Origin of the sequence: Haloactinopolyspora alba (assembly GCF_003014555.1) — a bacterium.
GTDB classification, from domain to species: domain Bacteria; phylum Actinomycetota; class Actinomycetes; order Jiangellales; family Jiangellaceae; genus Haloactinopolyspora; species Haloactinopolyspora alba.
Genome location: NZ_PYGE01000007.1, coordinates 229,580 through 252,217, shown reverse-complemented (window position 1 = coordinate 252,217; position 22,638 = coordinate 229,580). Strand labels below are relative to the sequence as shown.

The window sequence follows — 22,638 nt, the reverse complement described above, 5'->3', positions numbered from 1 at the left end:
CCGGACACCACCTCGGCAAGACCCACCACAGCTACCGCATCCACACCGACACCCACGGCACCACCTGGTGGACCACCCCAGCCGGACACCAGTACCCCGTCGAACCCGAAACCATCGGACCGCTCGTGAAACGACTCGCTCGCGACCGGCCAGCCGAACCAGCCGAGACCGCACCGTTCTGATCCGCGGACGGACCGTGAGTGAAACGACCTCACGCGCCGCGGGTGAGGAAGTCGAGCACGGTAGCCACCACGACCTCGGGGGCATCCTCGGGAAGCAGGTGGCCGGCCTCCGGGACGGTCCGCAACCCGGCATCGGGGATGCGGCCGGCGAGGGTGTGACCTCTGTCGACCGGGACCCAGTTGTCGTGCTCGCCCCAGAGGATCGTCACCGGACAGCGAACCTCGTGGTAGCGGTCCTGGATCTCGTCGGTGTGCCGATCGTCCATCTGGGCGATCTGGCGATAGAACGCGGCCTGTCCTTGATCTCCCAGCCAGGGCTCCAGATAGCGGCTCATCTCGTCCTCGGTCAGCATGCGGTGTACCGCGCCGGCAATGTAGGCGCGCAGGATCGCCTCGTGGATGTACCCGGGCAGCTCGGCGAGCGCGTCCGGGTGCCGCCTGGCGGTCTGCACGAGCGCGGACCCGTGCGGGCTGAGCGCAACAGGGTCGATCAGCGTCAGGGATCTGTAGTCGCGCCCATCGAGCAGGTGCGTTCGCAACGCGGTGGTTCCCCCGAAATCGTGGGCGACCACGTCCGGCACGTCCACGTTCCAGTGGTCCAGCAGCGCGGTGAACACCTGATTCTGTACCGCCAGCGAGACGTCTTGGCCGTCCCGCTTCTCGGAGCGGCCGTAACCGAGCAGGTCGAAGTAGTACACCCGACGGTTCCGCGCCAACTCCGGCGCGATACGCCGCCAGACCACCGACGAGAAGGGCGTGCCGTGCAGCAGTACCAACGGCTCGCCCTCCCCCACAGCGCCATGGCGGACCTCCTGTCCATGGAAGTCGAAGCTGGCCGGCACATCCCACGACCCGCGCGTCAGCACCTCAGGCAAAACTAACCCCTTTCATCGAAAATCTGGTTAGTATCGTGGTGGCAGCCACACTGGACTGTCAACACGGCGTCGACGTTGTGCTGGAGGGAAGCATGGCGAGCTGGTCACCCGAGTCCTTCCTCGGTGGTCACCCGGCACTCGACTTCGTCAACACGGTCGGCGGGCGCACGAAGGACCGGGACGTCGAGCACCTGCGCGAGTTCGCCGACGCCGCCGACTGGGCTCACGCGGGCAACCTGCTCGACAGCGCCGAGCGAGAGTTCTTGCTGGCTCGTGCGGAACGCCATCCGACGCAGGCGAACGAGGCGCTCGCGGAACTGCGTGCCCAGCGCGAAGCGCTGCACGCGTTCCTCGTGGCCGGTGTCGAGAACGTCCGGTGCGAGCCACGGGTCCGCGACCGCGTCAAGTCCGACATCATGACGGCCTACAGCGCCGCAGAGCTGTCGGAGCGGTTCCGTACCCGGCCGGCGTGGGCCGTCGACGTGGCGGAGACAGGGCTGCGAGTCCTCGCACGGAGGCTGGCTCTGACGAGCGGGACACTGCTGGCCGGCGACCAACGATCCCAGATCAGTGTCTGCGGGCGATGTTCGTGGCTGTTCCTGGATCCGTCACCGACCAGGCGGCGACGCTGGTGTTCCATGGCGACCTGCGGCAACCGGGCCAAGGTCGAACGACACCAGCAACGATGAACACCACGCCCCGACTACGGCAGCGCGGCCACCAGGTCGGCGACGGGCCGCCGACGCCCGGTGTAGAACGGCACCTCCTCGCGGACGTGGCGGCGTGTCTCCGAGCCGCGCAGGTGGCGCATCAGGTCGACGATGCGGTGCAACTCGTCCGCCTCGAAGGCCAGCATCCACTCGTAGTCGCCCAGCGCGAACGATGCGACCGTGTTGGCCCGCACGTCCGGGTAGCCGCGCGCCATCTGCCCGTGCTCGGCGAGCATCGCCTTCCGCTCGTCGTCCGGCAGCAGGTACCACTCGTAGGAGCGGACGAACGGATACACGCAGACGTAGCCGCGCGGCTCCTCGTCGGCCAGGAACGCCGGGATGTGGCTCTTGTTGAACTCCGCCGGGCGGTGCAGTGCGGTCTGCGACCACACCGGATCCATCCGGGTGCCCAGCGAGGTCCTGCGGAACCGCTGGTAGGCCGACTGCAACTGCTCCACCTCGGATGCGTGCCACCAGATCAGCAGGTCGGCGTCCGCCCGCAGCCCGGAGAGCTCGTAGGTCCCGCGGACGACGACGTCCTCGCCTGCCAGCGTCGCAAACAGCTTCTCGGCCTCGGCACCGGCAGCGTCGCGGGCGGCGGCGTCTCCGAACGGCTCGCGCAGGCGGAACACCGACCACATCGTGTACCGGATGGTGTCGTTCAGCTCGCGAGCCTTGCGGCCCTTGGCCGATGGTGCGGTGTCGGTCATGACCCGATCCTGGCACGAGCGCCCGCCAGCTCGTCGGCGACCCTGTCCGCGGCGGCGCGGGACGCGGCGATGCACGCCGGGACGCCCACGCCGTCGTACGCGGCGCCGCACACCGACAAGCCCGGCACGGCCGCGACGGACGCGCGGATCCGTGCGACCTGGTCGACGTGGCCCACGGCGTACTGCGGGAGAGCACCGCCCCACCGTGTCACCCGGGTGTCGACCGGGTCCCCGGTCAGCCCAGCGGCCTCGCGCAGGTCGGCGCGGACCGCGTCGACGAGTTCGGCGTCGTCGCGTTGCAGCTCGCCGACCTCGCGATGCCGGCCGATCGACGCACGCAGCAGCACGAGATCACCGCTGCTGCGGCCCAGCCACGGCCACTTCACCGACGAGTAGGTCACCGCCTTGACCGTCCGGCCTTGCGCAGGCGGCACGAGGAACCCCGACGAGCTGGGTGGTGCCGCGAACGCCGAGCGCGGCACCGCGAGAGTGACGATCGCCATGCTGGCCGCCTCGATCCCGCCGAGCTCGGACGCCGCGGCCGGCACGGCCCCGGCGAGCAGCCTGGACGCGGGCGCGGGCGGAGTGGCGACGACGACGGCGTCGACGTCGTCCGTCGCAGGGCTCGGCACCGGCCCGGTCACCAGCCGCCAGCCGGACGGGGTGCGGTGCAGCTCGCGGACGGTCACGTCGGTGCGCACCGTTGCGCCGGAGGCGGCCGCCACGGCCGACGGAAGCCGGCCCACGCCGCCGCGAACACCCGCGAACACCGGGCCGGCCTGTTGTTCACGTGCACCGCCCGAGCGCACCGCTGCGACCGCGGCCCCGAGCGACGACGCGCTCCGGGCGGCCTCGCCGAGTGCCGGCACCGTCGCGTCGAGCGAGAGCTCGTCCGCGTGTCCGGAGTACACGCCGCCCAGCATCGGCTCGACCATCCGGTCGGCGACGGCGGCGCCGAACCTGGACCGCACCAGCCTCCCGACCGCGACGTCGCCGTCGATGGGCATTCCGGCCCCGCGGTCCGCCACGGCCGCCTGCTCGACCTCGGCGGCGTCGAGCACTCCGGCCAGGCGCACCGGGTCGTCGGGCACGCCCATGACCGTGCCCGTCGGCATCGCGCGGACGCCGGCACCGATCCACAACCCGGCGCCGAGCTGCGCCGGGTGCTCCAGGTCGGCGGCCAGGCCCACCGCCTCGGCCAGCTCGAGGGCCTCGGGCCGCCGCGCCAGCAGCGCCTCCGCTCCCTGGTCGACAGGGTGGCCGGCGACCTCGGCCACGCGCAGGTGCCCGCCGACGTCGCGGCGCTTCTCGTACACGACGATCTGCGCCGTCTCGCCCAGCGCCCGGCGCAGGAACCACGCCGCCGCCAGTCCGCTGATGCCGCCGCCGACCACCGCGACCCGCGGGGCCGCATCCTCAGCTGTCACTCTCCCAGGATCCCAGACACCGTCCCGCCGCCCGCTCCGTGTCCCGATCGTGACCGCCGCGGCCGCAACCGCCACCCACGATCCGGCGTCACACCGGTGTCGAGGGAGGTCACGATGAGAAGAACGACGATCGGCGCCGCGGCGCTCGTGCTCGCGGTCCTGGCCGGATGCAGCGGCGGGGAGAGCGAGACCGCCGACTCGGCCGCCGGAGGCTCGGGTGAGGCGGCTCCCGAAGCAGCCGCGCCGGATGAACAGGCGGCTTCGTCGGACGACTCCGGCGGTGTCATCGATCAGGCCGCGATGTCCGCGGCGCAGCGACACGTCATCCACACGGTGGACCTGTCCATCCGCGCCGACGACGTCCCGGCGGCCGCGCAGCGGGCGGCCGACATCGCGACCGGCGCCGGCGGGCTGGTCGCCGACGAACGCCGGACGGGCGACGAGCACGCGACGCTCACGCTGCGTGTCCCGGCCGACGATCTCGACGCCGCGCTCGAGCGGCTCACCGAGCTCGGCGAGGTCACCCACCGCACCCGCAGCGCCGAGGACGTCACGCAGGAGGTCGTCGACACCGAGTCACGGGTCACTTCACAGCGCGCGAGCATCGAGCGGCTGCGCACGCTGCTGGACGAAGCCGGCGACCTCTCCGACGTCATCGCCGTCGAACGCGAGCTGAGCAAGCGCGAGGCCGACCTGGACGCGCTGCTGACCCGTCAGGAGCAGCTGGCCCAGCAGACGTCGTTGGCCACGGTGACCGTCGAGCTGCACGCCCCGTCGGCGCAGTCGCCGGGCGATGACGACCGCGGCTTTCTCGCCGGGCTCGGCGGCGGATGGGACGCCTTCGTGTCGGCCGGCGCGTTCGCGCTGACCGCGCTCGGCGCCGTCCTGCCATTCGCCGTCCTGGCCGCGGCCGTGGGCTATCCGGCACTGGTGCTCGTGCGGCGGCGCCGTCAGCCCGGGGCGCCGGCCGCCTGAACCCGTTCGACGACGCGCGCGAGGACGTCCGGGTCGGTGTCGGGCAGCACGCCGTGGCCCAGGTTGAACACGTGCGCCGGGGCGCCGCGGCCCTCGGCCAGGATGCGGTCGACCTCGGCGTCGACCACCGCCGGGTCGGCGCCGAGCAGGGCCGGGTCCAGGTTGCCCTGCACGGGCTTGCCGGGAACCCGGTGTGCCGCCTCGTCCAGTGGCAGCCGCCAGTCGACGCCGACGACGTCGGCGCCGGCCTCGGCCATCAGCGGCAGGAACTCCGAGGTCCCGACGCCGAAGTGGATGCGGGGCACGGTGCCGACGCTGTCCAGGACCCGCGCGCTGTACGGCTGGACGACGCGAGCGTAGTCGCGCGCGGACAGCGCGCCTGCCCACGAGTCGAACAGCTGCACCGCGGACGCGCCGGCGGCCACCTGGACGCCGAGGAAAGCGGCGGAGATCGCGGCCACCCTGGACAGCAGGTCGTGCCACAGCTCGGGGTCGCTGTGCATCAGCGCCTTGGTGACCTCGTGGTGTTTCGACGGCCCGCCTTCGACCAGGTACGAGGCCAGCGTGAACGGGGCGCCGGCGAATCCGATCAGCGGCGTCTCGCCGAGCTGGTCGACCAGCGCGCGCACCGACTCGTCGACGAACCGCACGTCGTCCGGTTCGAGCGGGCGCAACTGGTCCAGGTCGGCCCGCGACCTGATCGGCGCGCCGAGCACCGGACCGACGCCGGGTTTCACGTCGACGTCGACGCCGATCGCCTTGAGCGGCACCACGATGTCGGAGTAGAAGATCGCCGCGTCCACCCCGTAGCGGCGCACCGGCTGCATGGTGATCTCGGTGACCATGTCCGGGCGAGCGCAGGACTCCAGCATCGGCACGCCCTCGCGCACACGGCGGTACTCCGGCAGTGAACGGCCGGCCTGGCGCATGAACCAGACCGGTGCGCGCGGGCCTCGCTCGCCACGGCAGGCCCGGACGAACAGACTGCTGGATGGTCCGGAGGGCTCGGTAGGGTGCTGCTCGGAGGTCACGGTCACATCACCGATCGTCGCACGCCGGGCGTGGCTCGCTGACGGCGCGGGCAAACGGGCCTAGTCTTCAGATTGTGGCAAGGAGCACCGAAGGCCTCCAGCCGGGGGTGTCGGGTGTTTTCGCGCACGCGGTGGAGACGTTGCACTCGGCGCAGTTCCGCCCCGAGGTCCACCTCGAGGAGACACCGGCACCGAAGCGGCTGGCGCCGCACACGCACGCGTTGAGCGCGGACGTCTTCGTCGAGTCGGACGATGACGACCCTACCGCGACCGGCCGTCTCGTTCTGCTCTACGACCCGGCGGGCCAGGAGGCCTGGCACGGCGAGTTTCGCCTGGTCACGTACGTCCGCGCGAGCCTGGAGCTCGAGATGGGCAGCGACCCGCTGCTCCCCGCCGTCGGCTGGAGCTGGATGATCGACGCCCTGACCAACCGCTCGGCGCCGTTCACCGCGCCCAGCGGCACCGTCACCAGGGTGTCGTCGGAGGGTTTCGGCGGCATGGCCGACGAGACCGCCACGGCCGAGATCGAGATCCGCGCCTCGTGGACCCCGCTCGACGGCGAACTGATGCCACATGCGCTGGCCTGGGGCGATGCGCTGACCACCGCGGCAGGGTTGGTACCCTTGCCCACCGGGGTCGTTGCCATCCCGCAGAAGCGCACGAGGCGGAGCCGTTGACGTCGGAAGATTCCACACCCCTACTCGCGCCACGAGACGGTCTGCCCGACATCGTGGACGAGCGAGCCGCGCTGGACACGGTGCTGAGCCGGTTCAGCTCCGCGGGCGGCCCGGTGGCAGTGGACGCCGAACGGGCGTCGGGCTACCGGTACGGACACCGTGCCTATCTGATCCAGCTGCGCCGGAACGGCTCGGGCACCGCACTGATCGACCCCATCGGCGTTCCCGATCTGTCCCCCCTCGGTGACGCTCTCGCCGACGCCGAATGGGTGCTGCACGCCGCGTCCCAGGACCTCGCCTGCCTGGCGGAGGTGGGGATGCGCCCGACGATGCTGTTCGACACCGAGCTGGCCGGCCGGCTGCTCGGACTTCCCCGGGTGGGGCTGGGGCCGCTGGTCGACAGCGTGCTGGGGTTCGCGCTCGAGAAGGGCCACTCCGCCGCCGACTGGTCCACCCGCCCGCTGCCGGACGAGTGGCTGCGCTACGCCGCGCTCGACGTCGAGCTGCTGATCGAGCTGCGCGACGCGCTCGAGGAGCAGCTGCGCGCCGCGGGCAAGCTCGCGTGGGCCCACGAGGAGTTCGCGGCACTGGTCAACGCCGACCCGCCGGAGCCGCGCACGGACCCGTGGCGGCGCACGTCCGGCCTGCACCGCATCCGTGACCGCCGCAGGCTCGCGGTCGTCCGGGCGCTGTGGTACGCCCGCGACTCGCTCGCCGAACAGCGCGACCTCTCCCCCGGCCGGGTGTTGCCCGACGCCGCGATCATCGACGCTGCGCTGACCATGCCGACCACGCAGGAGGCGCTGGCGGCCATGCCGGTGTTCCGCGGCCGCGCGCAACGCCGCGAGACCGGCCGCTGGTACGCCGCGGTGTCCGAGGCCAGGCGGCTGCCGGAGGCCGAGCTTCCGCCGCAGACCGCCCCGTACGACGGCCCGCCTCCGCCGCGGTCCTGGGCGAACCGCCAGCCCGACGCGGCGGTCCGGCTCGCGGCCGCGCGAGCCAGCGTGGTCGAGATCGCCGAGGCCCACGAGTTGCCGGTCGAGAACCTGCTGACGCCGGACACGCTGCGCCGCGCGGCGTGGGAGCCGCCGGACCCGCCGACGGAGGACGCGGTGGCCGAGGCGTTCCGCAAGCGGGGCGCGCGCGAGTGGCAGATCCAGCTCACCGCCGCCGCGGTCGCCGAGGCGTTCGCGGCCGCCTAGACCGGCGGGTCCGTGGAGCGGTGGAACCGCTCGCGGGCGACCGTCCACGCGTACCGGTCGAAGCGGCCGTCGTCGCGGATCGCGTCCACGGCGTCGTAGGCCATGAGCAGTGCCTGGTCGATGTTGTCCAGGACGAAAAGGCCCTGCCGCCCGAGTGTGACCACTCGGCGGATCATCCGCGCCCAGGTGTCCACGTCGCTGAAGTCGCGCTCGTAGCCGGCGCGGTAGATCGGATAGACCTGCCCGATCCGGCGCGTCTCGACGTGCATCCGGTCGACACCGGGCAGGCCGGTCAGACCCAGGGTCTCGTCGACGAGGTCGGCCAGCGACTCGTCGTCCAGGCCCCACACCTCGTCGGTCATCGAGCACGGGATCTCCGCGCACAGCACCGTCCGGTCGGTCGGATCGTCCGGGTTGTCGCGGTAGTTCACCGGCTCGGAGATGCGCGCGACCGGCGTGCGTGGGTCCGGGATGTCGTGCGAGTCGTGCCGGGTCCACCGTCCACCCCGGTGCACGACGTAGACCAGGATCATGGCGCGGTAGCGCAGCCGCGCGGACGACTCGATCGACGTGAGCGACGGAGCCGGGCGGGCGATGCGGGCGAGCACCGGCAGCGGCAGCGTCGAGAACACCAGTCCGCCGGTGATGGCGTCGCCGTCCTGTGTGGTCACCTCGACCTCGTCCTCGGTGACCCGGACCCGGTCCACCTCGGCCTCGGTGCGGATGTCGACGCCGCTGTCGGTGGCCGCCGACGACAGCGTCTCGACCAGCTCGCCGAAGCCGGTGCGGGGGTAGTAGTAGCCGCCGACGTCGGCGCGCCCGCGGCGGCCACGCGTCAGCGCCCGCGCGGCCACCCGCCAGGTGCCGAGCCGGGCAGTGTGCCGGCGGGCGTGCTCGGCGCTGATGTTCTCGCCGGACATCCCCCAGAACTTCTCCGCCAGCGGCCCGTACACGGCGTCGTACAGCGCGGAGCCGACACGGGAACGGACCACCCCGGCGTAGGTGTCCGACTCCGCGCGGCGGAACGCCGACAACGCGGAGTCGCGGGCCACCCGCGCCAGCAGCGACGCGGGCAGCCGGCGGCTCACCTCGTCGGCGCGGAACGGCAGGCTCAGCCACTCGTCCCCGACCCGGATGCGGCTGCTGCGCCGGCGTTGCTGCAGGTCGTCGCCGAGCAGGCCGCGCAGGTCCGTCAGCAGCTCCGGCGGAGCGTGCGGGTCGAGGCGGTGCGAGCCCTGGTCGACGCGCACACCTACGACGTCGAACGAGGCGGCGAGCCCTCCGACGTGGTCGGCGCGCTCGAGCAGGGCCACCTTCATGCCGCGCTGGGCAGCGCGCCACGAGGCGGCGAGCCCCGCGGGACCCGCGCCGATGACGATGAGGTCGTACGATCCGGCCATGTGGCTGATCAGCCTATCCTCCACGCCGCCTCACACACCTCCCCTCCCGGGATTTGACCGCGTCCGACTGCCCGGCCGTCTACGGTGGGCGCCGTGAGCACCGCGGACAGCGAGCTCGTGGCCGACATCCGCGCGGCGCTGCGGACGGCGGCCGACCCCGCGAAGGCCGCGCCGATGCGCGCGTACATGAAGTCCGAGATGCCGTTCCTCGGGGTGCCGAAGCCGGACCGTGTGCGCGCCCTGCGCCCGCTGCTGCGTCAGCGTGTCCTCGGCGATCCCCACTGCTGGGAGGCCACGGTGCGCGAGCTCTGGGACGGCGCCGAGCACCGTGAGGAGCGCTACGCGGCGATCCAGCTGGCGCAGGCTCCGCCGTACCGGACGTGGGCGCGCTCCGCCGACGTACTCGGGCTGTTCGAGCACATGATCGTCACCGGGGCGTGGTGGGACCTCGTCGACGACGTCGCGATCCACTCGGTCGGACCGGTCCTCACCGCACACCGTGCCACGGTCACCCCGGCCGTCCTGGCCTGGAGCCGCGATCACGACCGGTGGCGCCGCCGGGCCGCGGTCATCTGCCAGGTCGGGGCCAACGAGGACGTCGACGTCGAACTGCTGGCCTCGTGCGTGCTCGCCTCCGTCGACGACCCCGACTTCTTCCTGCGCAAAGCGATCGGCTGGGCGCTTCGCCAGCACTCGCGCACCGACCCGGACTGGGTGCGCTCGTTCGTCGCCCGGTCCGGACGGCGGCTGTCCGCGTTGTCGCGGCGGGAGGCGCTGCGCGTCGTCGGCCCGGGCACGTGACCCGGGTCACCGGAACCCGCTTCACGACCATGGTTACCGACGAGTAGCATCGGTGCCACGTTCCCACTCGCACGACCGAGGAGGGCCAGGTGCCTCGTCCCGCAAGGCCTGTCCGCGACGTCGTCTTCGTCGACGGCGTCCGCACCCCGTTCGGCAAGGCCGGACCGAAGGGGATGTACCACGAGACCCGTGCCGACGACCTCGTCGTCTCCTGCATCCGTGAGCTGATGCGCCGCAGCCCCTCCCTGCCGCCCGACAGGGTCGACGACGTCGCCGTGGCCGCGACCACGCAGACCGGCGACCAGGGGCTGACCATCGGGCGCAGCGCCGCGGTGCTGGCCGGGCTGCCGCGCAGCGTGCCCGGTTTCGCCATCGACCGGATGTGCGCCGGCGCCATGACCGCGGTGACCACCACCGCGGGCGGCATCGCCGTCGGCGCCTACGACGTCGTCGTCGCCGGCGGCGTCGAGCACATGGGCCACCACCCGATGGGCGACGGGGTCGATCCGAACCCGCGGTTCCTCGCCGAGCAGCTCGTCGACCCGTCCGCACTGGTCATGGGCAACACCGCGGAGAACCTGCACGACCGGTTCCCGCACCTGACCCGCGAACGCGCCGACGCGTACGCCGCGGCCAGCCAGGCGAAGCTGGCGAAGGCCTACGCCGACGGCAAGATCCAGCCGGACCTGGTGCCCGTCGCCACCCGCAGCACCGAGCACGGCTGGGGGTTGGCCACGGCCGACGAGCCGCCCAGGCCGGGCACCACCGCCGCCGACCTCGCCGAGCTGAAGACCCCGTTCCGCCCGCACGGCCGCGTCACCGCCGGCAACTCCGCCGGGCTGAACGACGGCGCCACCGCGGCCATGCTCACCGGCGCCGACACCGCCGCCGAACTGGGCCTCGCGCCGAAAATGCGGATGATCTCGTACGCCTTCGCCGGCGTCGAGCCCGAGTTCATGGGCACCGGTCCGCTGCCGGCCACCGAGAAGGCCCTCGCCAAGGCCGGGCTGGGCATGGACGACATCGGCCTGTTCGAGATCAACGAAGCCTTCGCCGTCCAGGTGCTGGCGTTCCTGGACCACCACGGCATCGCCGACGACGACCCGCGGGTCAACCCCTACGGCGGCGCCATCGCCGTCGGCCATCCGCTGGCGTCCTCGGGCGTACGCCTGATGAACCAGCTGGCCCGCGAGTTCGAGGACCACCCCGAGGTGCGCTACGGCGTCACCACCATGTGCGTGGGCCTGGGCATGGGCGGCACCGTCGTCTGGGAGAACCCGCATCACGCCGAGTACGAGGAGGCAGCTGCCTGATGGCCGGAACGGACTTCAACTCGCTCTTTCCCGACGAGGTCGTCACCAGCGCCCACCTGCGCTTCGTCGAGCTCCCGCTGGGGGCGGGCAAGGCCGGGCTCATCACGCTCGACAACGGCGCCGACCACACCAAGCCGAACACGCTCGGCCCGGCGTCCCTGCTCGAGCTCGAACGCGCGATCGACGCCGCCTACGCCGAGCCGGGCGTCGTCGCCGTCGCCGTCACCGGCAAGCCGTTCATCCTCGCCGCGGGCGCCGACCTCAAGGGCATGGCTCTGGTGACCGAGCGTGACCAGGCCGTGCAGCTCGCCCGGCTGGGCCACCGCGTCTTCGGCAAGCTCGGCGACGGGCCGGTTCCCACCTTCGGCTTCATCAACGGCATGGCCCTCGGCGGGGGCCTCGAGGTCGCGCTGAACTGCACGTACCGTACGATCTCCCGCGCGGCGCAGGGCATCGCGCTGCCCGAGGTGTTCCTGGGCCTGATCCCCGGGTGGGGCGGCGCCTGGCTGCTGCCCCACCTGATCGGCCCGGACGCCGCGGTCACGGTCGTCATCGAGAACGCCCTGAACCAGAACCGCATGCTCAAGGGCCCGCAGGTGGCCGAGCTCGGGATCGCCGACGTCGCGTTCGAGGGCGCCGACTATCTGCAGCAGTCGCTGCTGTGGGCGGCGAAGGTGCTGCGCGGGGACGTCACGGTCGAGCGCACGGACGTGCCGCGTACCGCCGAGGCGTGGGATCAGGCGGTGACCCGCGGGCGCGCGGTCGCCGACGCCAAGGTGAACGGGGCCGCGCCGGCGCCGTACCGCGCCCTCGACCTGATCGCGGCAGCGCGCACGTCCACCCGCGACGAGGGGTTCGCCGCCGAGGACGAGGCGCTCGGCGACCTGGTCATGAGTGACGAGCTGCGTTCCGGCGTCTACGCGTTCGACCTGACCCAGCGCCGCGCCAAGCGGCCCGCCGGCGCTCCTGACAGTGACCTGGCCCGGCCGGTGACGAAGGTCGGCGTCGTCGGCGCCGGGCTGATGGCCAGCCAGCTCGCCCTGCTCTACGTCCGCCGGCTGGAGGTCCCAGTCGTACTGACCGACCTCGACGCCGAACGCGTCGAGCGCGGGGTCGGGTACGTGCACGCCGAGATCGACAAGCTGCTCGGCAAGGGCCGCATCTCGTCCGACCAGGCCAACCGCCTCAAGGCGCTGGTCTCCGGCTCCACCGACAAGTCCGTGTTCGCCGACGCGGACTTCGTCATCGAGGCGGTCTTCGAGGAGATGAAGATCAAGCAGCAGGTCTTCGCCGAGCTCGAAGAGATCGTCGAGCCGACGTGCGTGCTGGCGACCAACACCTCGTCGCTGTCGGTCAGCGAGATGGCCACCGAGCTGCGGCACCCGGAGCGTGTCGTCGGGTTCCACTTCTTCAACCCGGTCGCGGTGCTCCCGCTGGTCGAGGTCGTCCGGGCCGAGCGCACCGACGACGAGACGCTCGCCACCGCGCTGGCCGTCGGCAAGACGCTGAAGAAGTCCTGCGTGCTGGTGAAGGACGCGCCGGGGTTCGTCGTCAACCGGGTGCTGATCCGGCTGATGAGCGAGATCAACGCGGTGGCCGACGAGGGCACGCCGGTGGAGGTCGCCGACCGGGCCCTCGCTCCCCTGGGCCTGCCGATGTCGCCGTTCGTGCTGCTCCAGCTGGTCGGCCCGGCCGTCGTCCTGCACGTCAACGAGACGCTGCACGAGGCGTTCCCCGACCGGTTCACGGTCTCGGACAACCTGCGCCGGCTCGTCGACGCCGGCAAACCGGGGCTGTGGTCGTGGAACGAGCAGGGCCAGCCGTACCTCGACGACGACACGGCCGCGCTGTTCTGGCAGGGCGACCGGGTGCTGACCGCCGAGCAGGCCCGCGCCCGCGCGATGGCGGCCGTGGCGCAGGAGATCCGGCTGATGCTCGACGAGGGCGTGGTCGCCGAGGCGCAGGACATCGACCTGTGCATGCTGCTCGGCGCGGGCTGGCCGTTCCACCTGGGCGGCATCACGCCGTACCTCGACCGCAGCGGCGCGTCCGAGCAGACCACCGGCACGCGCTTCCTGCCGCCGGGGGTGGCCAGCCCGCAGCAGCCGTGAGCAAGCCGGCTACCGCAGGACGATGTCGTCGACGACGCGCTGGGACCGTTTCGATCGCCTCCACGCCAGCACCGCGGAGGCGATCGCTCCGGTCACCGGGACCGCCAGGAACAGGCCGACCAGGCCGAACGCGGCCGCCGCACCGGTCGTGAGCACCAGCACGATCAGCGGGTGGAAGTTCAGCGCCCGCGACATCAGCAGCGGCGCCAGGACGTTGCCCTCGACCTGCTGGACCACGATCACGATGACCAGCGCCCACACCGCCGTGCCGAAGCCGCCGGAGAACAGCGCCACCAGCACCGCCACCGCACCGGCGAGGGTCGCCCCCACCAGCGGGACGTAGGCCATCAGGAACGTCAGCGCGCCGATCGGCACCGCCAGCGGGACGTCCAGGATCAGCAGCCCGATGCCGATGAGCGTGCCGTCGACGAGGCCGGTCATCGTCGAGGCGTAGAACCAGTTGCCGGCGGTCTTCATCGCCGCCCGGAACGACGCGTCCGCGGGCACCCGGTGCCGCGGCTCCAGCGCCTGCAGGAACTGGTTCCACAACTTGTCGCCGCTGGTCAGGGCGAAGATGGCGAAGAACGTCGCGATCAGGATGACGGTGACGAAGTTGCCGACCACCGACAGCCCGGTGGCGGCCGCGCTGGTGATGTTGCCCAGGACGTCACCGAGCCTCGACCGCAGGTCGTCCAGCAGGTCCTGGACGTTCTGGGTGTCCATGCCGAACGGGCCCTGCTCGAGCCATTCGTTGATCTCGGTCACCGAGCCGGTGATGGCACGGACCATCGACGGCCACGAGTTGACGACCTCGGTGATGACGAAGACCACCAGCCCGGCGAAGAACGCCAGGAACAACAGCACGCAGAACATCGCCGCCAGCACCGCGGGGACGCGCCTGCGCCGCAGCCATCGCGCCAGCGGCCACAGCAGCGCCACCTCGGCGAAACCGAGCATGACGGCCACCGCGATGAACTGGATCTGCATCGCCAGCCAGATCGCCGCGGCGACCGCCAGGCCGATGACCAGCAGCCGCCCGGCGATGATCGCCTCGTCGCGCAGCCAGTCCGGCCCGCGACGGTTCTGCGGTGGTGCGGACTCGCTCACGGCCGGACCGTCGACGTGGCGTCGTCCCCGGCCTCGGTGTCGCTGTCCAGCGCCGCGACGAGCCCGGACACCTCACGCGCCAGACCCTGCCCGGTGAGCCCGACGTCGGCGAGGATCTCGTCGCGCTTGGCGTGGTCGAGAAACCGCTGCGGGATGCCGAAGTCGCGGATCGGGACGTCCGCACCGGCGTCGCGCAGCACCTGGGCGACGGCCGAGCCGACGCCGCCGACACGCCCGTTGTCCTCGACCGTGACCACCAGCCGATGTCGCCGGGCGAGGTCCACCAGCGCCTCGTCGACCGGCTTGACCCACCGCGGGTCCACGACCGTGACGCCGACGCCCTGGGCGTCCAGCCGCTCGGCCGCGTCGACGCCGGCACCGGCCATCGCGCCCACCGCGACCAGCAGAACGTCCTCGGTCTCCGCCCGTGTCAGCACGTCCACCCCGCCGACACGTTCGAGCGCCTCGACGTCCTGCGGCACCGAGCCCTTCGGGTAGCGCACCACCGTGGGTGCGTCGTCGACGTCCAGCGCCTCGGCGAACTGTTCGAGCAGCCGTGTGCCGTCGCGCGGCGCCGCGATGCGCAGGCCGGGTACGGGCTGCAGGATCGACATGTCCCACATGCCGTTGTGCGACGGCCCGTCGGTGCCGGTGACCCCGGACCGGTCCAGCACGAACGTCACGCCGGCCCGGTGCAGCGCGCAATCCATCAGGATCTGGTCGAACGCGCGGTTCAGGAACGTCGCGTACAGGACCACGACGGGGTGCAGGCCGGCCATGGCCATTCCGGTGGCCGACGTGGTCGCGTGCTGTTCGGCGATGCCGACGTCGAAGCAGCGGTCCGGGAACGCGCGGGCGAACGCCTCGAGGCCGGTGGGCCCGAGCATCGCGGCCGTGATCGCCACCACGTCGGACCGTTCGCGTCCCGCCGCGACCATCGTGTCGCTGAACACGTCCGTCCACTGCCGGCTCGGGCTGCCGGCCGGCCGCCCGGTCGCCGGATCGAACGGGCCGGGACCGTGCATCTGGTCGACCTCGTCGCGCAGCGCCGGCTCGTAGCCGTAGCCCTTCTGCGTCAGGCAGTGCACCAGCACCGGCCCGCCGAACCCCTTGGCCTGGATCAGTGCCTGCTCGACCACCGCACGGTCGTGCCCGTCGATGGGGCCGATGTACTTCAGGCCGAGGTCCTCGAACATCCCCTGCGGCGCCAGCAGGTCCTTGAGGCCCTTCTTCACGCCGTGCAGCGCCTCGTACAGCGGCTGGCCCACCAGCGCGGTGCGGCCGAGCGTGCGTTTGACCACCTCGAGGGCCTGCTCGTAGCGCGGGTCGGTGCGCAGCCCGGTCAGCCGTTTGGCCAGGCCGCCGACGGTGGGTGAATACGACCGCCCGTTGTCGTTGACCACGATGACCAGCGGGCGCCGCCCGGGCCCGGTCTGCGGGCCGTCGGCGATGTTGTTGATCGCCTCCCAGGCCATACCGCCGGTCAGCGCTCCGTCGCCGATGACGGCCACGACCGTGCGCTCGCTCTCGCCGCGCACTGCGAACGCCTTGGCCATGCCGTCGGCGTAGGACAGCGCGGTGGACGCGTGCGAGTTCTCGACCCAGTCGTGCTCGCTCTCGGCGCGGCTGGGATAACCGGACAGGCCCCCGGCCTGCTTCAGCCGGTCGAAATCGTTCTGCCGGCCGGTGAGCATCTTGTGCACGTACGCCTGGTGCCCGGTGTCGAAGACCACCGGGTCGCGGGGCGAGTCGAACACCCGGTGCGCCGCGATGGTCAGCTCCACCACGCCGAGGTTCGGCCCGAGATGCCCGCCGGTACGCGCGACCGTCGACACCAGCCGGTCCCGGATCTCCGCCGCCAGCGACTCCAGCTCGGCATCGGAGAGACCCCGCAGCACACGCGGGTCGGTGATACGGTCGAGCACTCCCACGCCGCCTCCTCATCGCAAAAGGTGCCGAAGCTCGAGTGTAGATGCCCGGCCCCGCGTGATCACGTGCCAGGTGTCCTCCGTCGCGTCGTGTTGAGCTCGCCTACCCGGCCCACTACCCTTCCGGGGCCGGGACACACGAGTGCGGACGGAGCGACGACGATGCGGCTGGGACGGCGGACCATCGGGGCGATCACGGGCGCGGCCGCGACACTCGTGTGTGCCGGCAGCGCCTACGTGCGCTGGTACGACGGTCGCGCACCGCACGAGCTGCCCATCACCCAGCTCGTGCGCGCCGGCGAGGACGGCGTCGCGTCCGGGTACTGGGAGTCGGTCGCGGCGCCGCTGGCGGTGCTCGGCGCCGTCGGCGTGCTGGGCGGGCTGGTCAGGTCCCGCCTGTTGCTGGGGCTGGCCTGGCTGACCGGTGTCGCCACGATCGCGCTGTGGTGGATCATGCGGCTGATCGGGCAAGCGACCGACCAGGCGCCGCCGGACGCGACGCTCGACTACGGCCGCTGGCTGTGCGTGGGCGGGCTGGTGCTGTTGCTCATCGGCATCGCGGTCATGGGGCCGCGGCGCGAGGAGGTCGAGGCGCCGCTGTCCGTCTTCGACGACGAACCCCCGGAGTGACGTGCAACGCCGCGTTTCGCGTGGCATGGTGATCACAAGGGACCTCGTCGGGGGAGGTGGTTCCCGTGGTCACTCGCCGACGTGTGACCGGCGCCGTCGTCGCCGCTCTCGGCGCACTCGGCGCCGCGGCGGGCGTGTACCTGGACTGGTCCGGCGATCGGCCGGCCCAGGAGCTGCCCCTGGAGCGGATCTATCAGGCCGACGTCGTCGACGAGGCGTCGTCGTACTGGAACTCGATGGCCGTGCCGTTCGTGGTCACCGGCCTCCTCGGCGTGCTGGGCGCACTGCTGCTCTCGCGCTTCATCCTGGTGCTGGGGTGGCTGGTCGGCGCCGCGGCGATCGTGCTGTGGGCCGTCATGCAACTGACCGACGACGAGCTGGACGTGGGCGCCGGTGATCTGCAGACCGGGTTCTGGGTCAGTGCCGGCGCCCTGATCGTCATGCTGGTGGGCGTGCTGGCCATGGGCGGTCGCCGGCGCGGAGCCGGCGACCGCGAGGACGTCGCCGCGCGGGACGCGAACGGCGACACCTGAGGCCGAGCTCGCTCAGAGCAGGCTGCGCAGCACGTACTGCATGATGCCGCCGTGCCGGTAGTAGTCCGCCTCGCCGGGGGTGTCGATGCGCACGGTGGCGTCGAACTCCACCACGCCACCGGGGCCCGACGCCGTGACGTGCACGGTCTCGGGGATCTCGCCGGAGTTGAGCGCTTCGATCCCGGTGACGTCGAACGTCTCCTCGCCGGTCAGGCCGAGCGACTCCGCGTCCTCGCCCGCGGGGAACTGCAACGGAAGCACCCCCATGCCGATGAGGTTCGACCGGTGGATGCGCTCGTACGACCGCGCCAGTACCGCGCGCACCCCGAGCAGGGCCGTACCCTTGGCCGCCCAGTCCCGTGACGAGCCCGACCCGTACTCCTCGCCGGCCAGCACGACCAGCGGCGTCCCGGCCTCGGCGTAGGCGACCGAGGCGTCGTAGATCGACGTGACCTCGCCGTCGCCGGCGAAGTTGCGGGTGAATCCGCCTTCGGTACCGGGCGCGAGCTGGTTGCGCAGCCGGATGTTCGCGAACGTCCCGCGGATCATCACCTCGTGGTTGCCCCGGCGGGACCCGTAGGAGTTGAAGTCGCGGCGAGCGATACCGTGCGCCGCGAGGTACTCCCCCGCCGGCGAGTCGGCCTTGATGGCGCCCGCCGGGCTGATGTGGTCGGTGGTCACCGAGTCACCGAGCTTGGCCAGGACCCGCGCTCCCGCGATGTCCCGCACGGGCTCGGGCTGCTCGCCCATCCCCTCGAAGTACGGCGGGCGCCGGACGTAGGTCGACTCCGGGTCCCACTGGAACGTGTTGCCCTCCGGGGTCGGCAGCGCGCGCCACTGGTCGTCGCCGGCGAACACGTCCGCGTAGTCGCGGGTGAACATCTCGCTGGCGATCGCGGAGTCGACGACCTCCTCGATCTCGGCCGGCGTCGGCCACAGGTCGCTGAGGTACACCGGCTCGCCCTGGGCGTCGGTGCCCAGCGCCTCGGTGGTGATGTCGACGTCCATCGACCCGGCCAGCGCGTAGGCCACCACCAGCGGCGGCGAGGCCAGGTAGTTCATCTTGACGTCCGGGTTGATGCGGCCCTCGAAGTTCCGGTTGCCCGACAGCACCGAGACGACGGACAGGTCGTTCTGGTTGACCGCGGCCGACACCGCCTCCGGCAGCGGCCCGGAGTTGCCGATGCAGGTGGTGCAGCCGTAGCCGACCAGGTGGAAGCCGAGCTTCTCGAGGTACGGCGTCAGCCCGGCCCGGTCGTAGTAGTCCATGACGACCTTGGAACCCGGCGCCAGCGTCGTCTTGACCCACGGCTTACGCGCCAGGCCGCGCTCGACGGCCTTCTTCGCGACGAGCGCGGCGCCGACCATGACCGACGGGTTCGACGTGTTGGTGCAGCTGGTGATCGCGGCGATGACGACCGCACCGTGGTCGATCTCGCACTCGGTGCCGTCGTCGAGCGTCACCCGGGTGGGCGCGGAGGCGCGACCGTCCGCGCCGCTGGCCGCGCTGACCAGCTCGTGCGGAGACTCGCCACCGTTGCCGGGGTGCACCGCGACCGGGTCGCTGGCCGGGAAGGTCTCCTCGACCGCGTCGTCCAGATCGGTGTGCGGGACCTCCTCGTGCTCGACGTAGTCGTGCAACGAGGTGCGGAACGCCGGCTTCGCGTCGGTCAGCGACACCCGGTCCTGCGGACGCTTCGGCCCGGCGATGGACGGCACGACGCTGGCGAGGTCGAGCTCGAGGTACTCAGAGTAATCGGGCGTGGCGTCCGGGTCGTGCCAGATGCCCTGCTCCTTCGCGTACGCCTCGACGAGCGCGACCTGCTCCTCCGAGCGTCCCGTCAGGCGCATGTAGCGGATCGTCTCGTCGTCGATGGGGAACACCGCGATGGTCGAGCCGTACTCGGGGCTCATGTTGCCGATGGTTGCCCGGTTGGCCAGCGGCACCTCGGACACGCCAGGGCCGTAGAACTCGACGAACTTGCCGACGACGCCGTGCTCACGAAGCTTCTCGGTGATGGTCAGCACCAGGTCGGTCGCGGTGGCGCCGTCGGGCAGCCGGCCCGACAGCTTGAAGCCGACGACCCGCGGGATCAGCATGCTGACCGGCTGGCCCAGCATCGCCGCCTCGGCCTCGATGCCGCCGACGCCCCAGCCGACCACGCCGAGGCCGTTGACCATCGTCGTGTGACTGTCGGTGCCGACCAGCGTGTCCGGGTAGGCGACGGTCTTGCCGTTCTGCGTCCGTGTCATCACGGTGCGGGCCAGGTGCTCGATGTTGACCTGGTGCACGATGCCGGTGCCCGGCGGCACCACCTTGAAGTCGTCGAAGGCGGTCTGGCCCCAGCGGAGGAACTGGTAGCGCTCCTTGTTGCGGCCGTACTCCAGCTCGACGTTGCGGGTGAACGAGTCCGGCGCACCGAACACGTCGGCGACCACCGAGTGGTCGATGACCAACTCGGCCGGGGCCAGCGGATTGATCCGGTCCGGGTCGCCGCCGAGCGCGCTCATCGCCTCACGCATGGTCGCCAGGTCGACGACGCACGGCACGCCGGTGAAGTCCTGCATGACGACGCGGCCGGGGGTGAACTGGACCTCGGTGTCCGGCTGTGCCGTGGAGTCCCAGTCGACCAGCGCGCGGACGTGCTCGTCGGTGATGTTGACGCCGTCCTCCGTGCGCAGCAAATTCTCCAGCAGGACCTTCAGGCTGTACGGCAAGCGTCCGACGTCGCCCGCGGCGGCGAGCCTGTAGATCTCGTACGTGTCATTGCCCACCTGAAGCGACGCTTTGGCGCCGAAGCTGTCCTTGCCGGTCACGTTCGATCCCAACCTCTCGTCCGCCGTATCGCGGCCATCATCGGCCGCGGCGCTGTCACACATCGTCGCCCACTCGCCTGACCCGACACCCGCTGAGGGTCACCTAACGCACCGGCGGACGACAAGCTCTCTTGACCTCAAGATACACGGTCTCGCGCGCTTCCGTCACCCTGTGACGGATACCCGCACGCCGCGCCCACCGTGCCGACGAGCACCCGCCCGGCCAACACGCCGGCGACGCTGGGCCAGGTCGTCTCCGGATCGGCCAGACCACCGAGGGTGAGGCCGAACAGCCCCAGCGACACCAGCGCCACACCCAGGCACGCCACGGCGACACCCCCCGGTGAACCGCCCCGTGCCGGCACGGCGCGCTCCCAGCGCGCGAGCGGCATCGACACGGCAGCCAGCATCGCCGCCAGTGCGACGACCCAGACCGGCCTGCTGAGCCACCACGTGGTGCTCCCCGGTGCGGGCGGCGTGACCCCGGCGGCGAGCATCATCGCGAACGCCGCCACGAGAACCGGCAGATGCCACAGGTAGATCGTCATGGCCCTGGAGCCGCAGGCCACGACCGCCGCCCACGGCCGTGTCCGCTCCAGCCACGCGTTCACGCGCGGACGCGCCAGCACGCATGCCGCCGCCTGCGCGAGCGCCAGCACCAGCAGGCACACCGACGGCGGCGCCATGTTCGACATCTCTCCGGTCAGCCCGACCATGCTGACCGGGTACGGCCCCAATCCAGTCAGCACGAGCAGCGCCACGCACGCGGCCGCGAGGACGATCCACGCGACCTTCCGCGTCACCCGTGCGAGCCGGCCGTCGACGTACCAGAACCCCACCTGCTGCGCGAACAGCCACACGAACGCGAAGTTCAGGTAACCGACACCGCCAGCCACCTCCATCCGGACCACATCCACGGTCGCGGCCGCCACCGCCAGGGCTACGGCCGCCGCGACCGGCGAACGTCCATGCCATCGCAGCATCAACGGAGCCAGCGCCGTCACCAGGACGTAGACGCCGAGGAACCACAGCGGTCCGCCCAGCAACTCGCCGACCAGCCCGACCTGTTGCTCCGGCAGACCGGTGAGCAGTGCGAGGCCCAGCACGGTCGGCGTGATCACCGCGAAGGCCATCGCCGGGCGCGTCAGCCGGTGCACCCGGCTGCGCACGAACTCGGTATAGCCGCCGCCTCGGCGCACCGTCCGGCGCCACACCAGCGCGTTCGAGAATCCGCCGGCCATGAAGAACAGCGGCATCACCTGCAGGAGCCACGTCGCCGGCCGCAACGCCGCGATCGAATCCAAGGCGTTCGCCCCGTGTACCTCGCCGTCGACCACGACCATGGTGGCCATCAGCCAATGGCCCACCGCTACCGCCACGAGGCTCGCCGCCCTCAGCGCATCCACGAAGCGGTCGCGTCCAGCGTTCATCCGAGACCCCAGAGCCGGCGCACGAGCGGCGGACCGACGCACGCCGACACGAGCAGCAGGCCCGCGACGATGTACGGGACAGGGTCCTCGTCACCCGGCTGACCGTATCCCTGCCGCCAGGAGTTCATCTTCACCGCGCCGAGCGTGAGCGCCGCCGCGGCATGGCAGGGCGCTCCCCCGCCGTCGCTGTCGCACCGTGCCCGCAGCATGGCACCAAACTGGTCGTCGATGGCCATCCTCGCCCAAGGCCCCAGCTCGCCGCCGCGCTCGACGGCATACCTGAGGAGGTCGTAGCCGAAATCGTGCACGCGACAGGCCTGCGCGAAGTCGTAGCCTGCGGTTCCTACGGGCGAGGAGCACTCGCCCGACGGATCAAGCACCCGCACCGCACCGCCGGCGTCCGTCACCGTCACGGGTTCGTACCCCATGACGTCGGCGAAGTCCGCCGGAATCACCGCCGGCACGTCGCCGGCGGCGCGGCCGGTCAACACGGCGACGGCCCGCGCGGCAGCGGCGTTCTCGGGCCCCGACGTGGCCGGCGAGACCTGACCGGCGCCGGTCAGCACGAAGGCCGCCGCGATCGCCGCGGCGACGGCTCCCAACCGCGTCCACACCATGGGGCACCCCTCCTCGTCCGGCCGGGCGATCCGGCGGGCCAGGACGGACGCTATGGACGCGGCCGCGGCACGTCGTCGCACCGCAGAGCCGTTTCGGCTGTCACCCCCGGGGGACCGGGCACGGGCCGGCGTCCCTCCCCGGAGCCAATGCGGCGTAGCTCC

At 71.9% G+C, this 22,638-nt stretch carries 19 protein-coding genes and 1 pseudogene; 10 read left to right on the top strand and 10 right to left on the bottom strand.

Annotated elements, in window-relative coordinates:
• Positions 1–182, top strand: a pseudogene (locus CLV30_RS26965) (hypothetical protein); the annotation flags it as partial.
• A 29-nt stretch (positions 183–211) separates the two neighbouring features.
• Here CLV30_RS26965 and CLV30_RS12275 read toward each other — a convergent pair.
• Complete coding sequence (locus tag CLV30_RS12275) at positions 212–1,057, bottom strand: alpha/beta fold hydrolase (RefSeq protein ID WP_205740776.1); 846 nt, start codon at positions 1,055–1,057, stop codon at positions 212–214.
• Between the two features lie 92 nt (positions 1,058–1,149).
• Between CLV30_RS12275 and CLV30_RS12270 the strand changes: the two genes are divergently transcribed.
• Positions 1,150–1,746 (top strand): CGNR zinc finger domain-containing protein, encoded by a 597-nt coding sequence (locus tag CLV30_RS12270; protein WP_106537484.1) that lies wholly within the window; start codon positions 1,150–1,152, stop codon positions 1,744–1,746.
• 14 nt (positions 1,747–1,760) lie between these two features.
• Here CLV30_RS12270 and hemQ read toward each other — a convergent pair whose 3' ends face one another.
• Together hemQ and hemG are read right to left on the bottom strand one after the other, a co-directional pair.
• Entirely contained in the window at positions 1,761–2,477 is a 717-nt protein-coding gene (gene hemQ, locus CLV30_RS12265) for a hydrogen peroxide-dependent heme synthase (protein ID WP_106537483.1), read from the bottom strand.
• Entirely contained in the window at positions 2,474–3,904 is a 1,431-nt protein-coding gene (hemG, locus tag CLV30_RS12260; protein WP_205740774.1) for a protoporphyrinogen oxidase, read from the bottom strand. Before hemG ends, hemQ begins: the two co-directional genes overlap by 4 nt.
• Positions 3,905–4,018: 114 nt before the next feature.
• Between hemG and CLV30_RS12255 the strand changes: the two genes are divergently transcribed.
• Entirely contained in the window at positions 4,019–4,879 is an 861-nt protein-coding gene (locus tag CLV30_RS12255; RefSeq protein WP_106537481.1) for a DUF4349 domain-containing protein, read from the top strand.
• Here the strand turns inward: CLV30_RS12255 and hemE are convergent.
• On the bottom strand, positions 4,855–5,916 hold the full coding sequence (gene hemE / locus CLV30_RS12250) for a uroporphyrinogen decarboxylase (RefSeq protein WP_106537480.1): 1,062 nt from the start codon (positions 5,914–5,916) through the stop codon (positions 4,855–4,857). The two genes, CLV30_RS12255 and hemE, sit on opposite strands and share 25 nt — an antisense overlap.
• 68 nt (positions 5,917–5,984) lie before the next feature.
• Here hemE and CLV30_RS12245 point away from each other — a divergent pair, with 68 nt between their 5' ends.
• Both CLV30_RS12245 and CLV30_RS12240 read left to right on the top strand, forming a co-directional pair.
• Entirely contained in the window at positions 5,985–6,587 is a 603-nt protein-coding gene (locus CLV30_RS12245; protein WP_205740773.1) for a DUF3000 domain-containing protein, read from the top strand.
• Entirely contained in the window at positions 6,584–7,789 is a 1,206-nt protein-coding gene (locus CLV30_RS12240) for a ribonuclease D (protein ID WP_106537478.1), read from the top strand. The genes CLV30_RS12245 and CLV30_RS12240 overlap by 4 nt, the downstream gene beginning before the upstream one ends.
• On the opposite strand, the gene CLV30_RS12235 is transcribed toward CLV30_RS12240, so the two are convergent.
• Positions 7,786–9,189 (bottom strand): protoporphyrinogen/coproporphyrinogen oxidase, encoded by a 1,404-nt coding sequence (locus tag CLV30_RS12235; protein ID WP_106537477.1) that lies wholly within the window; start codon positions 9,187–9,189, stop codon positions 7,786–7,788. The two genes, CLV30_RS12240 and CLV30_RS12235, sit on opposite strands and share 4 nt — an antisense overlap.
• Before the next feature lie 93 nt (positions 9,190–9,282).
• On the opposite strand from CLV30_RS12235, the gene CLV30_RS12230 reads away from it, so the two are divergent.
• The 3 genes from CLV30_RS12230 to CLV30_RS12220 all read left to right on the top strand — a co-directional run bounded on the left by CLV30_RS12230 (position 9,283) and on the right by CLV30_RS12220 (position 13,414).
• The gene (locus CLV30_RS12230) at positions 9,283–9,990 is read left to right on the top strand and encodes a DNA alkylation repair protein (protein WP_106537519.1); all 708 of its coding nucleotides are present in this window, start codon (positions 9,283–9,285) and stop codon (positions 9,988–9,990) included.
• Between the two features lie 89 nt (positions 9,991–10,079).
• Entirely contained in the window at positions 10,080–11,303 is a 1,224-nt protein-coding gene (locus CLV30_RS12225) for a thiolase family protein (RefSeq protein ID WP_106537476.1), read from the top strand.
• Entirely contained in the window at positions 11,303–13,414 is a 2,112-nt protein-coding gene (locus CLV30_RS12220) for a 3-hydroxyacyl-CoA dehydrogenase NAD-binding domain-containing protein (RefSeq protein WP_106537475.1), read from the top strand. The genes CLV30_RS12225 and CLV30_RS12220 overlap by 1 nt, the downstream gene beginning before the upstream one ends.
• A 9-nt stretch (positions 13,415–13,423) precedes the next feature.
• Here CLV30_RS12220 and CLV30_RS12215 read toward each other — a convergent pair whose 3' ends face one another.
• Positions 13,424–14,521, bottom strand: a complete 1,098-nt coding sequence (locus CLV30_RS12215; RefSeq protein ID WP_106537474.1) for an AI-2E family transporter — start codon at positions 14,519–14,521, stop codon at positions 13,424–13,426.
• Positions 14,518–16,452 (bottom strand): 1-deoxy-D-xylulose-5-phosphate synthase, encoded by a 1,935-nt coding sequence (dxs, locus tag CLV30_RS12210; protein ID WP_106537473.1) that lies wholly within the window; start codon positions 16,450–16,452, stop codon positions 14,518–14,520. Before dxs ends, CLV30_RS12215 begins: the two co-directional genes overlap by 4 nt.
• A gap of 159 nt (positions 16,453–16,611) precedes the next feature.
• Between dxs and CLV30_RS12205 the strand changes: the two genes are divergently transcribed.
• Positions 16,612–17,079 carry a hypothetical protein gene (locus CLV30_RS12205; RefSeq protein ID WP_106537472.1) on the top strand — a complete coding sequence of 156 codons (468 nt, stop codon included), beginning with the start codon at positions 16,612–16,614 and terminating at the stop codon, positions 17,077–17,079.
• A gap of 65 nt (positions 17,080–17,144) precedes the next feature.
• A complete protein-coding gene (locus CLV30_RS12200; protein ID WP_129710987.1) occupies positions 17,145–17,612 on the top strand; it encodes a hypothetical protein in 468 nt (155 codons plus the stop codon).
• A gap of 12 nt (positions 17,613–17,624) precedes the next feature.
• Here CLV30_RS12200 and CLV30_RS12195 read toward each other — a convergent pair whose 3' ends face one another.
• From CLV30_RS12195 to CLV30_RS12185, 3 genes are all read right to left on the bottom strand, one after another.
• Positions 17,625–20,429 (bottom strand): aconitate hydratase, encoded by a 2,805-nt coding sequence (locus tag CLV30_RS12195; protein ID WP_129710986.1) that lies wholly within the window; start codon positions 20,427–20,429, stop codon positions 17,625–17,627.
• Positions 20,430–20,566: 137 nt separating this feature from the next.
• On the bottom strand, positions 20,567–21,859 hold the full coding sequence (locus CLV30_RS12190; protein ID WP_106537469.1) for an acyltransferase family protein: 1,293 nt from the start codon (positions 21,857–21,859) through the stop codon (positions 20,567–20,569).
• Positions 21,856–22,476, bottom strand: a complete 621-nt coding sequence (locus tag CLV30_RS12185) for a phospholipase A2 family protein (RefSeq protein ID WP_106537468.1) — start codon at positions 22,474–22,476, stop codon at positions 21,856–21,858. The genes CLV30_RS12190 and CLV30_RS12185 overlap by 4 nt, the downstream gene beginning before the upstream one ends.
• Between the last annotated feature and the right edge of the window lie 162 nt (positions 22,477–22,638).

Coding starts and splice junctions, on each gene's coding strand:
- CLV30_RS12255 (WP_106537481.1), top strand. CDS start 4,019: ATGAGAAGAACGACGATCGGCGCCGCGGCGCTCGTGCTCGCGGTCCTG.
- CLV30_RS12235 (WP_106537477.1), bottom strand. CDS start 9,189: ATGGCCGGATCGTACGACCTCATCGTCATCGGCGCGGGTCCCGCGGGG.
- hemQ (WP_106537483.1), bottom strand. CDS start 2,477: ATGACCGACACCGCACCATCGGCCAAGGGCCGCAAGGCTCGCGAGCTG.
- CLV30_RS12190 (WP_106537469.1), bottom strand. CDS start 21,859: ATGAACGCTGGACGCGACCGCTTCGTGGATGCGCTGAGGGCGGCGAGC.
- CLV30_RS12205 (WP_106537472.1), top strand. CDS start 16,612: ATGCGGCTGGGACGGCGGACCATCGGGGCGATCACGGGCGCGGCCGCG.
- CLV30_RS12185 (WP_106537468.1), bottom strand. CDS start 22,476: ATGGTGTGGACGCGGTTGGGAGCCGTCGCCGCGGCGATCGCGGCGGCC.
- CLV30_RS12270 (WP_106537484.1), top strand. CDS start 1,150: ATGGCGAGCTGGTCACCCGAGTCCTTCCTCGGTGGTCACCCGGCACTC.
- CLV30_RS12220 (WP_106537475.1), top strand. CDS start 11,303: ATGGCCGGAACGGACTTCAACTCGCTCTTTCCCGACGAGGTCGTCACC.